This is a genomic window from Paraburkholderia sp. SECH2 (assembly GCF_030464795.1).
Classification (GTDB): Bacteria; Pseudomonadota; Gammaproteobacteria; order Burkholderiales; family Burkholderiaceae; genus Paraburkholderia; species Paraburkholderia aspalathi.
On sequence record NZ_JALPRH010000036.1, the window covers coordinates 1 to 12,951 of the forward strand.

The window sequence follows — 12,951 nt, forward strand, 5'->3', positions numbered from 1 at the left end:
TTCTTTGCGGCGGCAAAGAAAAGTAGGTGCCCCCCGCACAGGGGGAACGCTAATACACCACTAACAATTCAAGGAAAGGCCAAAGCCCTAAGAACACAGACAAACAAGCACCGCAGGCAAAAAACCCCAAGAGATGCTCACTTCATTCAAAACCCTTGTAAAAAAATGGCGCGCCTCCCGCGACAGCGGCCACCAGCTAGACGCGCTGCTAGCGATCGCCGACAAGACGGCACGATACCCAGACCGTAGCGAATGGCTGATCGAACTCGCCCACTGGATCCACCGCGGCCGCGCAGTCCACCCCGAACAACCAGGCACCGCCAGCCCTTCCCCAGCACACACAAGAATCCGCTACATGCTCAACGTGCTGGACCGCAACCCAGCCTGGAAGAGCAACGTCGCCGGGATCCTCCGCGCGCTCCTGCGCGAAAGCGACGGCCTTTCGCTCCTCTGCGATGCAGGCATGCCCGTGCACTCAGGTTTCTTCGGCGCCCTCTTCGAGCGCCTCGAAGCCTCCCTGATCCCGCCCGCGCCAAACCGCCGCGATCTGCGAGCAATCGTCACGCTGATGTTCAGCCAAGAACGCGACGCCGAATGGATCGCCAATCTGCCCACCGATCTGCTCACCCGCATCCGCGCGCTCTTCGATTACGAACAGGACGACAGCGAACTACGCGACACGACCCCGTTCTCGCTCGACCTGCTGGCCGCCCTGCACAACCTCACCTGCCAGATCAGCTCGACCGGTCTGTCGCAAACCGTTCGCAGCCGTCTCGGTGAAGTCGACGTCGGCGATGCCGGCGATGTGCGCGTCGCCATGGAAAAGCAGCCGTTCTACCGGCTCACGCGCGCCATGCTCGCTGTCGAAGCAGCCCATCAAGCCGTCAGCGAAGGCGCGCCGCAGGAGAAGCTGCTGCATGAGGTCAACTATCTGCGCCTGCTGCTCGACGAATGCCGCAGCGCCACCGACAACGTCTTCGCCCATCTCTACCGCAACGGCGTCAGTGTAGATATCGTGTTCCAGGTCGAACGGATGCGCATGCGCATCGTGCGCGCGGAGCATCTGCTGAACGCCTGGATGGCGCAGGACGATCCGCATGCCGGCGCACGTCTCACCGCCGAACTGGTGAACGCGAATCACGCGAGCCAGAGCGTGGCGCACCTCGTACGCAGCAATTTCTCGTTGCTGGCGCGCAAGGTCGTCGAATACAGCGCCGATACCGGCGAACACTACATCGCCCGCGATCGCGCCGAATACCTGAAGATGCTGCGCATGGCGGCCGGCGGCGGGCTCGTGACCGTCGTCACGGTCTGCGTGAAATTCGCCATCACCGGCGCGCATCTGCAATCGATGTTCGAAGGCTTGCTCGCCGGCATCAACTACGCGGCGAGCTTCCTGCTGATGCACTTCCTGCACTTCTCGCTCGCCACCAAACAACCGGCGATGACGGCGCCCACCCTCGCCCGCGAATTGGACGGCGTCGGCACGCCGGCGGGTGTCGACAGCTTCGTGAGTTCGGTGACCGCATTGATGCGCACGCAGGCAGCCGCGGTGCTCGGCAACGTGATGCTGGTGTTTCCGGTGTGCTTCGGCGTGCAATGGGTGTGGCATGCGCTCTTCAACGCCAACATCATTTCGCCCGAGAAGGCCCACGCCACCCTGCACTCATTCTCTCTGCTCGGGCCGACGCCGTTCTACGCCGCGCTGACGGGCGTGCTGCTGTGGTCGTCGAGTTTGCTGTCAGGTTGGGCGGACAACTGGTTCGTCCTGCATCGCGTGGCAGATGCGCTCACCTACAACCGGCGCCTGCGCATGACGCTCGGCGCGGCCGGCACCGCCCGGCTCGCCGCGTTCTGCCGCTCGAATGTGGCGGGCGTCGTAGGCAATATCACGCTCGGCCTGATGCTCGGGCTCGTGCCGGCGATCCTCACCGCCTTCGCCTTCACTTTCGAGGTGCGTCACGTGACGCTGAGCGCCGGCTCGATCGGCATCGCGCTCGGCGTGCTCGGCAAGGACGCGTTGAAGTTGCCGGAGCTGTGGTGGGCGGTCGCGGGCGTCGGCAGCATGGCGATCCTCAACGTGGCCGTGAGTTTCGCGCTCGCCTTCTACATGGCGGTGAAATCGCGCGACTTGCGGCGCAATGCGGTGCGCTCGCTGCGCGGCGCGATCTGGCAGCGGGTGTTCAGGCATCCGCTGGAGCTGGTATGGCCGGCCAAAGCGGCGCCTCAGAGCAAGTAGAGGTCACGCGCAGGGTGGCCGGGAACAGCCCCGCCTGGCCCGCCACCCCGACCGCGTACAATAGCGCCTTATCTAACGCCTTCCGGCAACCTCAATGTCCTTCGATTTCTTCCTTCCCTGTCCGCGCGGCCTTGAAGCCTCGCTCGCCACCGAGCTCGCCGAAATTGCCGCGAAGCACCTGAACGGCGCGCCGTTCACAGCCGGCGCGCAAGTGCCCGGCGGCGTGCATTTCCGCGGCGGCTGGGCAGCCGGCATGGCCGCCAACCTGCACTCGCGCCTCGCGAGCCGCGTGCTGCTGAAAATCGCGCATCGGCCGTATCGCAGCGAACAGGATATTTACGCGCTCGCGCTCGAACAGCGGTGGGAACAGTGGTTCTCGGCAAACGAAACGCTGCGCGTGGACGTCACCGCTATCAAGTCGCCGCTGCGCAGCCTCGAATTCACAACGCTGCGTGTCAAGGACGCAATCTGCGACCGGCTGCGCGAAGTCAGCGGCGCGCGGCCGAACATCGACACCGCCGCGCCCGACGTGCGCGTGTTCGCATTCCTGACCGCCACCGAATGCACGCTCTACCTCGACACCTCCGGCGATCCGCTCTTCAAGCGCGGCTGGCGGCTGGACAAGGGCGCGGCGCCGCTGCGCGAGAACCTCGCGGCCGGCATCCTGCGTCTGACCGGCTGGACCGCCGGCACGCCGCTGTACGACCCGATGTGCGGCAGCGGCACCTTCCTCGCGGAAGCCGCGCAAGTGGCGCTGAATATCGCGCCGGGTGCGGAACGCCGCTTCGGCTTCGAGAGGCTCAAGCAATTCGACGCCAAGACCTGGCAACCGCTGAAGGCCGCCGCGCTCGACGCCAAGCACGCCGCGCGTACCTCGCGCGCCGATCTGCAGATCTTCGGCAGCGATATTTCCGGCGACATGCTCGACAAGGCGCGTGCGAATTTCCAGCGCGCTGGTCTGCCGTCGATTCCGCTCAAACAGGTCGATGCGCGCGGTATGACGGCGCCGTCGACTGAGCCTGGCATCCTCGTCGCGAATCCGCCGTATGGCGAGCGGATCGAAGTGCGTGGCCGCAACGCACGCGGTGAAATCCGCGAAGGCCGCGCCACGCGCGAAGGCCGTGACGACGACAGTTTCCATCGCGCCCAGGAAGAAGCACCGGACAGCGAGTTCTTCCAGTCGCTCGGCGATGCGTTGAAGCAGCGTTTCACCGGCTGGCATGCGTTCATCCTGACGTCGGATCGCAAACTGCCGGGCCAAATGCGTCTGCGTGAATCGACCAAGACGCCGCTCTTCAACGGCGCGCTCGAATGCCGGCTGTTCCGCTTCGATCTGATCGCGGGCAGCGTTCGCCAGCGCCCGCAGAACAACGACACGCCGGCAGCGTAAGCCTGAGCAGAGCAGCATCGAAAAAACCGCGGATCCTGGTCCGCGGTTTTTTTTCGCCTGTGCCTCGACGATCGGCCCTCCGGTCCGCTCATCGTCCGCCATATTCTGTTGCCACGCCCGTTCCCTACTGACACTACGCTGTCAGTAGCCCCCACGCACACTCCTTCTCACGCCATCCGGCGCTTTGCACGGCTTACCGCCATCCCCAGGAGAGTGTCATGTCCGCATCATCCAAAGTTGTTGCATGGTTTGAGATTCCGTCCGTCGATTTCGAGCGCGCTGTGCGCTTTTACGAAGCCGGGCTCGACGTCAAACTGAATCGTCAGGAAGTCGGCGGCCAGCCGATCGCCGTCTTCGGCTACGAGGAACCGGCCACCGGCGGCGCGATCATTCATAGCCCGTCGATGACGCCCTCCGACGACGGCGTGCTCGTCTATCTGAACGCCCAGCCGACCGTCGACGCCACCCTCGCCCGCATCGAAAAGGCCGGCGGCAAGACCGATGGTCCGGTGATCAAGCTGCCGCAGGACATCGGCTACATCGCGTTCTTCACCGACACGGAGGGCAACCGCCTTGGCCTGCATTCGCTGACCAACGGCTAATAGCCAACGCGGCGCACAAGCGCGGCGGCCAGCAGGCGCCGCGCAGAACGCCGACCGGAGCGCGGCATGCGGCGCTATCATCGCGGGACTGTTCCTGTCCTTTTCTACAAGACGCCCACGATGACGCGCCGCGCCGACCGTCTGTTCCAGATCGCCGAACTGTTGCGCGGACGGCGTCTGACCACCGCGCAACAACTCGCCGACTGGCTGCATATCTCGCTGCGCACGGTCTATCGCGACGTGCGCGATCTGCAACTGTCAGGCGTGCCAATCGAAGGCGAAGCGGGCATCGGCTACCGGTTGAGCCGCGCGGCGAGCCTGCCGCCACTCACCTTCACCGCCGATGAACTGGCCGCGCTAGCGGCGGGCGCACGCATGCTCGAATCGTGGGGCGGTGCCGGCTTCGCGAGCGGCGCGCGCGGGGCGTTGGCTAAGATTGCCTCGGCCATGCCCGCCGACAAGCGCGCAACGATCGAACGTCTGGCGATCTTCGCGCCGTCGTTTCATATCAAGGCGGAGTTTTCAGCGAAGGTGGACGTGCTGCATCGGGCGATCGATGCCCGGCACGTTGTGAGCTTTGCCTATACCGACGCGAATAGCGCGGAGACCGAGCGGCGCGTGTGGCCGCTGTCGCTAGCTTATTGGGGCGCGCGCTGGACGCTCGGCGCGTGGTGCGAACTGCGCAGCGATTTCCGCAATTTCGGGTTGGAGAGGATCCGGGATCTTGCCGTACTCGAGACGTATCCGGATCAGGAAGGACGACGCCTGGCGGATTGGCTGCGGCATGTGAATGCGAAGCCACGGTGAAGATGTAGATGCGGTTCGCGGCCCGCCGCGAGGCAGGCCGCCTGGCACAGTGGCGCGTTATTCCACCGCCTTCACCATGTCCTCAATCACCTTCTTCGCATCGCCGAACACCATCATCGTCTTGTCCATGTAGAACAGGTCGTTGTCGAGGCCGGCGTAACCCGCTGCCATCGACCGCTTGTTCACGATGACCGTGCGCGCCTTGTACGCTTCGATGATCGGCATGCCCGCGATCGGCGACTTCGGATCGTTCTTCGCGGCCGGATTCACCACGTCGTTTGCACCGAGCACCAGCACCACGTCGACCTGACCGAACTCGCCGTTGATATCGTCCATTTCGTAGACCATGTCGTACGGCACTTCGGCTTCGGCGAGCAGCACGTTCATGTGGCCCGGCATCCGCCCGGCCACCGGGTGAATCGCGTACTTCACCTCGATGCCCTTCTCGACCAGCTTGTCGGTCAGTTCCTTCAGTGCATGCTGCGCTCGCGCCACGGCGAGGCCATACCCCGGCACGATCACCACGGTTTCAGCATTGCCGAGCATGAACGAAGCATCATCAGCAGACCCGGATTTCACTGGACGCTGCTCTGCCGACCCACCCGCCGCAGCCGCACCTGCCTCGTTGCCGAAGCCGCCGAGAATCACGTTGAAGAACGAACGGTTCATCGCCCGGCACATGATGTACGACAGGATCGCACCCGACGAGCCCACCAGCGAGCCCGCGATGATCAGCATCGGATTGTTCAGCGAGAAGCCGATGCCCGCCGCCGCCCAGCCCGAGTACGAGTTCAGCATCGACACGACCACCGGCATATCCGCGCCGCCGATCGGAATGATGATCAGCACGCCGAGCACGAAGGCGATGATCGTCATGATGATGAACGGCAGCCAGGATTGCGTGAGGAAGAAGATCACGCCGAAGCCGAGCATCGCGATCGCGAGCAGCAGGTTGATCAGATGCTGCCCTGCATAGACGACCGGTGCGCCTTGGAACAGTCGGAACTTGTACTTGCCCGACAGCTTGCCGAACGCGATCACCGATCCGGAGAACGTGATCGCGCCGACGAATGTGCCGATGAACAGCTCGACGCGATTGCCGTATGGCAGGAAGCCCGGAATCGGATTGTCCGGATCGACCAGACCGAAGGCCGACGGCTCCGACACCACCGCATACGCAATACACACGGCCGCAAGACCGATCAGCGAGTGCATCGCTGCGACCAGTTCCGGCATCTTGGTCATCTCGACGCGCGCGGCGACAAACGCGCCGATCGCACCGCCGATCACCAGCGCGACTAGCAGCAGGCCGAGCCCCAGCCCGAGATTCGAACCGAGCGCATTCGCCTGTTTAACGATCAGCGCGATAGTGGTGAGGATCGCAATCGCCATCCCGACCATGCCGAAGGTATTGCCGGTGCGCGCCGTCTTCGGATTCGACAGCCCCTTGAGCGCCTGGATGAAACAGACCGACGCAACCAGATAAAGCAGCGTGACGACGTTCAGACTCATTACGCGTTCTCCTTGGCCGTCTTGTCAGCGATCAGCTTCTTCGGCTCTTTCTTCCTGAACATCTCCAGCATTCGCCTTGTCACCAGGAATCCGCCGAACACGTTTACCGCCGCAAGCGCGACTGCGAGCGTGCCGAAGAACTTGCCGGTGTCGCCCACGGTGAGGCCTGCCGCGAGCATCGCGCCGACGATCACGATCGCCGAAATCGCGTTGGTCACGGCCATCAGCGGCGTGTGCAGCGCGGGCGTGACGTTCCAGACGACGTGGTAGCCGACGTAGATCGCCAGCACGAAGATGATCAGGTTAATAACGGTGTGGTTGATGACTTCCATCGCCGTTCTCCTATGCCTTGCGCGTGACTTCGCCGTCACGGGCCAGCAGCGTGGCCGCGACGATGTCGTCTGCGAGATCGATGTTCAGGGCGCCTTCCTTGGTGATGATCAGCTTCAGGAAGTCGAGCAGGTTGCGTGCGTAGAGCGACGACGCGTCGGCGGGGACCATCGAGGCCAGATTCGTATAGCCGACGATCTGCACGCCATGTTTCAGGACGACCTGATCCGCCTCGGTCAGCGGGCAGTTGCCACCACGACGGCCTTCGTACTCGGCGCCGCGTCCTGCCGCGAGGTCCACCAGCACGGAGCCGGGTTTCATCGCCTGCACGGTTTCTACCGAGATCAGCGTCGGTGCGGCGCGGCCTGGGATCAGGGCGGTCGAGATCACGACGTCAGCCTGTTTGGCCCGTTCGTGAACCAGTGCAGACTGACGCGCAAGCCACGAAGGCGGCATCGGCCGCGCGTAGCCGCCGACGCCCTGCGCGGCTTCACGCTCCTCATCGGTTTCGTAAGGGACATCAAGGAATTTGGCGCCGAGCGATTCGATCTGCTCTTTCACCGCCGGACGCACGTCCGAGGCTTCGATCACAGCGCCCAGGCGCTTGGCGGTCGCGATGGCCTGCAAGCCCGCCACACCCGCGCCGAGAATCAGCACACGGGCCGCTTTCACGGTCCCGGCTGCCGTCATCAACATCGGCATGAAGCGCGGATAAAGCGTGGCCGCCAGCAGCACCGCCTTGTACCCGGCGATGTTCGCCTGCGACGACAGCACGTCGAGGCTCTGCGCGCGGGTGGTTCTTGGCGCGGCTTCGAGCGCGAACGCGGTCACGCCCGCGGCCGCCAGCTTTAATGAGTTTTCGGTATTAAACGGATCGAGCATGCCGACCAGCGTCGCGCCGCGCTTCAGAAGCGGCAACTCGGCATCGGTCGGCGACTGGACCTTGAGGACCAGATCAGCCCCAAAGGCAGTAGCCGCATCGACGATTTCCGCGCCGGCGGCTGTAAATGCTTCGTCAGGAAAGCTTGCGCCGGTACCGGCGCCGCTCTGGATCGTGACCCGGTGGCCCTGGGTCACATACTTCTTGACCGTTTCGGGCGTCGCGGCGACGCGGGTTTCGTGCGCGCGCGTCTCGGCTGGCACTCCGATGTGCATCTTTTCTCCTCCTCGACTTCCTGTTTTACGACAGAGCTGCCGACGAGGCACGCCGGCTTGCAAGTGCAACGGCTAACGGCGTCACTTTAACCGAAACCTGGGGGTGCGCAGAAATCGGGGACAATCCGGGGGTGCCCGGCGACCGAGGTGGCTCGCCGGCTGCGGCTGGGCGGCGCTCGCAGCCGTCCGCTCGCTTCCGGGCAGCCCAGGCCCATAAACGGTAAAATGCGCACCCATGAAACCGGAAACCTGGCTGCCGCACGTCACCGTTGCGGCCATCGTCGAGCGTGACGGGCGTTTTCTCGTGGTCGAGGAACATACCGCCGACGGCCTGCGCCTGAATCAGCCCGCCGGCCATCTGGAAGCGGGCGAAACGCTTCTGGAAGCGGTCATCCGCGAAACGCTCGAGGAAACCGCGCATCCGTTCACGCCCGAGGCGCTGGTCGGCATGTATATGACGCATTTCGAGCGGCCCGGCAGTGAGGGCGTGACGTATCTGCGCTTCACCTATTGCGGCACGAGCGGCACAGCGGATACCGAGCGCGCGCTCGATCCCGACATTGTCCGCACGCTGTGGATGAGCGCTGATGAATTGCGCGCCTGCCCCGAACGGCATCGCACGCCGCTTGTCATGCAATGTCTCGACGATTACCTCGCGGGACGGCGTTTCCCGCTCGACTTCGTGCACACGCATTCGGTCGGGCGCAAACAGGCGTAAATGGACGTACGCAACCCGCACAAACGAAACGGGCCTGATCCGTCACAAGCGGCGAGGCAAACGACAGGGCAACACGGTCAACCCACGATCAACGAAGTCACGCAGCACCCAGTGAGCACCTTATGAGCAAGCAGAAAGTCGTAGTAGGCATGTCGGGCGGCGTCGATTCGTCGGTTACCGCGTGGCTGCTGAAGGAACAGGGCTACGACGTGGTCGGCCTGTTCATGAAAAACTGGGAAGACGATGACGACAGCGAGTACTGCTCGACGCGGCAGGACTGGATCGACGTCGTCTCGGTGGCGGACCTGATCGGCATCGACGTCGAAGCAGTCAACTTCGCTGCCGAATACAAAGACCGCGTGTTCGCCGAATTCCTGCGCGAATATTCGGCCGGCCGCACGCCAAATCCGGACGTGCTGTGCAACGCCGAAATCAAGTTCAAGGCCTTTCTCGATCACGCCATGTCGCTCGGCGCGGAAACCATCGCGACCGGCCACTATGCGCGCGTGCGGGAGAACAACGGCCGCTTCGAACTGCTGAAGGCCTTCGATCATACGAAAGACCAGTCTTACTTCCTGCATCGGCTGAATCAGGCGCAATTGTCGAAAACGCTGTTTCCGTTGGGCGAGATTCCGAAAACCAAAGTCCGCGAGATCGCCGAACAGATCGCGCTGCCGAATGCGAAGAAGAAAGATTCGACCGGCATCTGCTTCATCGGCGAACGGCCGTTTCGCGACTTCCTGAACCGCTATCTGCCGACCAAACCCGGTCCGATGAAAACTACCGACGGCAAAGTGGTCGGCGAACACATCGGCCTCGCCTTCTACACCTTCGGGCAACGCAAGGGCATCGGGCTCGGCGGCAGCAAGGAAGGCAGCGGCGAGCCGTGGTTCGTCGCCGGGAAGGATATTGCGTCGAACACGCTGTATGTCGCGCAAGGCCACGACCATCCGTGGCTGCTGAGCCATACGCTCTCAGCGGGCAATACGAGCTGGGTCGCGGGCGAGCCACCGGCCGATGGTTTCGCGTGCGGCGCGAAAACCCGTTACCGGCAAGCGGACGCACCGTGCTCCTTCAGCGCGGCAGGTGCCGGCGAAGGCCTTTTCGAGCTGAATTTCGACGCCGCGCAATGGGCTGTCACACCGGGGCAATCTGCGGTGCTCTACGATGGCGACGTATGTCTCGGCGGCGGCATCATCGAACACGCGGTGACCGGGCAGCCAACGGTGCGCCAGCCGCAACAGGCAGCGTTGCTCACCGCCCGTTGAACCATGAGTTCGATCGTGCGGCAACGCTTCGGCGACGCCGCACACGCTTTACCTGCATGCCTCACCTTCAAGCTACAGACTTCACGCTTCACCGATGCGCTTCACCTTCGAGCCGCAGCTAGTTTCACCATAACAAACAGGTGTTCGTTCCCCTCGCGGCAGACTCCGCCTGCGCCGACAGCGTTGACGATCCCTCCGCGACGATCCTCACTGCACTGGAGTCCCCATGTTTTCTCGACGTTATCTGGCGATGTGGTGCGCAGTCGTGCTGTTCGCCATCTGCGCTCTGTTTGCCGCGACGAATCACATTTCGTGGTTCTGGATCATCGTGCCGGTGGCGCTCGTCGCACTCGGCCTGTTCGATCTGACGCAGCAGCATCACGCGATTCTGCGTAACTATCCGTTGTGGGGCCACTTCCGTTTCCTGTTCGAATTCATCCGCCCGGAAATCCGCCAGTATTTCGTCGAGGACGATACCGACGAGAAACCGTTCTCGCGCGCGCAACGCAGCATCGTCTATCAACGCGCGAAGAACGACGTGGACAGCCGCCCGTACGGCACCGAGCTCGACGTCAAAGCCGTCGCGCACGAATGGATCAGCCACTCGCTCGCGCCGACCACGCTCGACAACCACGACTTCCGTATCGTGGTCGGACCCGATCGCGCGCAGCCTTATTCGATGTCGATCTTCAACGTCTCCGCGATGAGCTTCGGCTCGCTGTCGGCGAACGCGATCATGGCGCTGAACCTCGGCGCGAAGAAAGGCAATTTCGCGCACGACACCGGCGAAGGTTCGATGTCGAAATACCACCGCGAGCATGGCGGCGACATCATCTGGGAAATCGCCTCGGGCTACTTCGGCTGCCGTAACGACGACGGCACCTTCAGCGCGGAGAAGTTCGCGAAGCAGGCCGCCGAGCCGCAAGTGAAGATGATCGAGGTGAAGCTCTCGCAAGGCGCGAAGCCTGGTCACGGCGGCGTGCTGCCGGCCGCGAAGATCACACCCGAGATTGCGGAAACGCGCGGCGTGCCGATGGGCCGCGATTGCATCTCGCCCGCCACCCACTCCGAATTCTCGTCGCCGCGCGGTCTGCTCGAATTCGTCGACCGCTTGCGCACGCTGTCCGGAGGCAAGCCGACCGGGTTCAAGCTGTGCATCGGGCATCCGTGGGAATTTTTCGGCATTGCCAAGGCGATGCTGGAGACCGGGATTCTGCCGGACTTTATCGTGGTCGACGGTGCGGAAGGCGGCACGGGCGCAGCGCCATTGGAGTTCACCGATCACGTCGGCGTGCCGTTGCAAGAAGGCTTGCTGCTGGTGCACAACACGCTGGTCGGCATCGGCTTGCGTCAACGTATCCGCATCGGTGCGAGCGGCAAGATGATTACCGCATTCGATATCACCAAAACGCTGGCGATCGGCGCGGATTGGGTCAACGCGGCGCGTGGCTTCATGTTCGCGGTCGGCTGCATTCAGGCCCAGACCTGTCATACCGGCCGCTGCCCGACGGGCGTCGCGACGCAGGATCCGGTGCGTCAGCGTGCTTTGGTGGTGCCGGACAAGGCCGACCGTGTCTTCAACTTCCATCACAACACGCTCCATGCGCTGAAGGAAATCATTCAGGCGGCGGGGCTCAAACATCCGGCGGAACTGCGTGCGCATCACATCGTGCGGCGCGTGTCGTCGCATGAAGTGCGGTTGATGTCCGATCTGTTGAAGTATCTCGATCCGAACGATCTGCTGAACGGCAACTATCGCTACACGTTGTACGAGAAATATTGGCCGATGGCGCAAAGCGATTCGTTTGCGCCGAAAGTTGAACTGGCTGCGACGTAAGGCAATTGTGGCGACGATTGGCTTGTGAACCGGTCGCCGCCTAAGTCTTAGATTTTGACGACGAGTTCTTGCAGAAAGATAAGAATCCTTAAGAGCTCGTCTCATATACAAGGACAGCGGCGAACCGTACATTTGCGTGATCTTTTTCCCGCTCAATGTCCATGGTTACGCCCTCCCCTGCTTTGGTGCCGCTTGGCGCTCATACGCAACTCGTCCAGACCCGGCACGGCTGGATGCTCGCCAATCCGAACGACTTCTATCTAGGCCGCGCGCTCATCGAATACGGCGAATGCAGCGAACTCGAATCTGCCGTGTTGCGGCAGTTGCTGGTGCAGCCGGGCATCGTCGTGGAAGTCGGCGCGAATATCGGCGTGCATACGATCATGCTGGCGCGTGAGGCGCAGGCGCGTCGCCAAGTACTCGTCGCCTTTGAGCCTCAGCCGGTGATCTTTCAGAACCTCTGTGCGAATCTCGCGGCCAATGGTGTGCGTAACGTGCTCGCGTGGCCGTACGCGTGCGGGGCCGCAGCCGGGACGCTGTATTTCGCGCAACCGGACTACGATGCGCTGGGCAACTTTGGCGGCGTGTCGATGCAGACCGAGGCCGCAGCGAACACGCTCCCGGTTCCGTGCGTGCGGCTGGACGATGCGCTGCGCTCACATACCGTGGGGCTGCTGAAGCTCGACGTGGAAGGGTTCGAGTTGAACGCGTTGCTAGGGGCGGAGGAAACGATTGCCCGCTCGCGGCCGGTGATTTATGTGGAAAACGACCGGCTCGATCGGTCGCAAGCGTTGATCGAGTGGTTGTGGTCGCAGGAATACAGGCTGTGGTGGCACTTGCCGCCGCTCTTCAACTCGGGAAACTTCTTTGGGCGGAAAGAGAATATCTACGGCCGCGTGGTGTCGTGCAATATGCTCGCGCTGCCGCGGGAACTGGAGATGGAGATCGACGGGTTTGTCGAAGTGACGGATTCCGCCACGCATGCATTGATGAGTTTGAACAGTTAGCGGACAAGACACGCTCCGACAAGACAAACGACCATCGGCCGCCTGCAGCGGCCTTTTTCCGTTTGAAGAACACTTCAATCCCCGTC

11 protein-coding genes are annotated in these 12,951 nt (G+C 63.0%); 8 read left to right on the forward strand and 3 right to left on the reverse strand.

What is annotated here, in order from left to right; translation table 11 throughout:
- Positions 1 to 133: 133 nt before the first annotated feature.
- The 4 genes from M0D66_RS34690 (at position 134) to M0D66_RS34705 (ending at position 5,038) form a co-directional block, all read left to right on the forward strand.
- Positions 134 to 2,239 carry a site-specific recombinase gene (locus M0D66_RS34690; protein ID WP_266212641.1) on the forward strand — a complete coding sequence of 702 codons (2,106 nt, stop codon included), beginning with the start codon at positions 134 to 136 and terminating at the stop codon, positions 2,237 to 2,239.
- Between the two features lie 94 nt (positions 2,240 to 2,333).
- On the forward strand, positions 2,334 to 3,629 hold the full coding sequence (locus tag M0D66_RS34695; protein ID WP_175052103.1) for a class I SAM-dependent RNA methyltransferase: 1,296 nt from the start codon (positions 2,334 to 2,336) through the stop codon (positions 3,627 to 3,629).
- Between the two features lie 218 nt (positions 3,630 to 3,847).
- On the forward strand, positions 3,848 to 4,231 hold the full coding sequence (locus tag M0D66_RS34700) for a VOC family protein (protein ID WP_266212642.1): 384 nt from the start codon (positions 3,848 to 3,850) through the stop codon (positions 4,229 to 4,231).
- Positions 4,232 to 4,297: 66 nt separating this feature from the next.
- Complete coding sequence (locus M0D66_RS34705; RefSeq protein WP_266212643.1) at positions 4,298 to 5,038, forward strand: YafY family protein; 741 nt, start codon at positions 4,298 to 4,300, stop codon at positions 5,036 to 5,038.
- 57 nt (positions 5,039 to 5,095) lie between these two features.
- On the opposite strand, the gene M0D66_RS34710 is transcribed toward M0D66_RS34705, so the two are convergent.
- From M0D66_RS34710 to M0D66_RS34720, 3 genes are read right to left on the reverse strand one after another with little or no spacing between them, the layout of a single operon-like run.
- The gene (locus tag M0D66_RS34710) at positions 5,096 to 6,550 is read right to left on the reverse strand and encodes an NAD(P)(+) transhydrogenase (Re/Si-specific) subunit beta (RefSeq protein ID WP_175052100.1); all 1,455 of its coding nucleotides are present in this window, start codon (positions 6,548 to 6,550) and stop codon (positions 5,096 to 5,098) included.
- Complete coding sequence (locus tag M0D66_RS34715; RefSeq protein WP_028198874.1) at positions 6,550 to 6,882, reverse strand: NAD(P) transhydrogenase subunit alpha; 333 nt, start codon at positions 6,880 to 6,882, stop codon at positions 6,550 to 6,552. Before M0D66_RS34715 ends, M0D66_RS34710 begins: the two co-directional genes overlap by 1 nt.
- A gap of 10 nt (positions 6,883 to 6,892) precedes the next feature.
- On the reverse strand, positions 6,893 to 8,035 hold the full coding sequence (locus M0D66_RS34720) for a Re/Si-specific NAD(P)(+) transhydrogenase subunit alpha (RefSeq protein ID WP_266212644.1): 1,143 nt from the start codon (positions 8,033 to 8,035) through the stop codon (positions 6,893 to 6,895).
- A 235-nt stretch (positions 8,036 to 8,270) separates the two neighbouring features.
- Between M0D66_RS34720 and M0D66_RS34725 the strand changes: the two genes are divergently transcribed.
- From M0D66_RS34725 to M0D66_RS34740, 4 genes are all read left to right on the forward strand, one after another.
- Complete coding sequence (locus M0D66_RS34725; protein WP_211702933.1) at positions 8,271 to 8,753, forward strand: NUDIX hydrolase; 483 nt, start codon at positions 8,271 to 8,273, stop codon at positions 8,751 to 8,753.
- Between the two features lie 122 nt (positions 8,754 to 8,875).
- On the forward strand, positions 8,876 to 10,021 hold the full coding sequence (gene mnmA / locus M0D66_RS34730; RefSeq protein ID WP_211708187.1) for a tRNA 2-thiouridine(34) synthase MnmA: 1,146 nt from the start codon (positions 8,876 to 8,878) through the stop codon (positions 10,019 to 10,021).
- Positions 10,022 to 10,247: 226 nt separating this feature from the next.
- Positions 10,248 to 11,858, forward strand: a complete 1,611-nt coding sequence (locus M0D66_RS34735) for an FMN-binding glutamate synthase family protein (protein WP_093646557.1) — start codon at positions 10,248 to 10,250, stop codon at positions 11,856 to 11,858.
- Positions 11,859 to 12,019: 161 nt separating this feature from the next.
- A complete protein-coding gene (locus M0D66_RS34740) occupies positions 12,020 to 12,865 on the forward strand; it encodes an FkbM family methyltransferase (protein ID WP_266212645.1) in 846 nt (281 codons plus the stop codon).
- Positions 12,866 to 12,951: the final 86 nt, after the last annotated feature.

Excerpts from the sequence above, each read along its gene's own strand:
- M0D66_RS34690 (WP_266212641.1), top strand. The coding sequence starts at position 134 with ATGCTCACTTCATTCAAAACCCTTGTAAAAAAATGGCGCGCCTCCCGC.
- M0D66_RS34720 (WP_266212644.1), bottom strand. The coding sequence starts at position 8,035 with ATGCACATCGGAGTGCCAGCCGAGACGCGCGCGCACGAAACCCGCGTC.
- M0D66_RS34695 (WP_175052103.1), top strand. The coding sequence starts at position 2,334 with ATGTCCTTCGATTTCTTCCTTCCCTGTCCGCGCGGCCTTGAAGCCTCG.
- M0D66_RS34700 (WP_266212642.1), top strand. The coding sequence starts at position 3,848 with ATGTCCGCATCATCCAAAGTTGTTGCATGGTTTGAGATTCCGTCCGTC.
- M0D66_RS34725 (WP_211702933.1), top strand. The coding sequence starts at position 8,271 with ATGAAACCGGAAACCTGGCTGCCGCACGTCACCGTTGCGGCCATCGTC.
- M0D66_RS34710 (WP_175052100.1), bottom strand. The coding sequence starts at position 6,550 with ATGAGTCTGAACGTCGTCACGCTGCTTTATCTGGTTGCGTCGGTCTGT.
- M0D66_RS34715 (WP_028198874.1), bottom strand. The coding sequence starts at position 6,882 with ATGGAAGTCATCAACCACACCGTTATTAACCTGATCATCTTCGTGCTG.
- M0D66_RS34740 (WP_266212645.1), top strand. The coding sequence starts at position 12,020 with ATGGTTACGCCCTCCCCTGCTTTGGTGCCGCTTGGCGCTCATACGCAA.
- M0D66_RS34705 (WP_266212643.1), top strand. The coding sequence starts at position 4,298 with ATGCGGCGCTATCATCGCGGGACTGTTCCTGTCCTTTTCTACAAGACG.
- M0D66_RS34735 (WP_093646557.1), top strand. The coding sequence starts at position 10,248 with ATGTTTTCTCGACGTTATCTGGCGATGTGGTGCGCAGTCGTGCTGTTC.
- mnmA (WP_211708187.1), top strand. The coding sequence starts at position 8,876 with ATGAGCAAGCAGAAAGTCGTAGTAGGCATGTCGGGCGGCGTCGATTCG.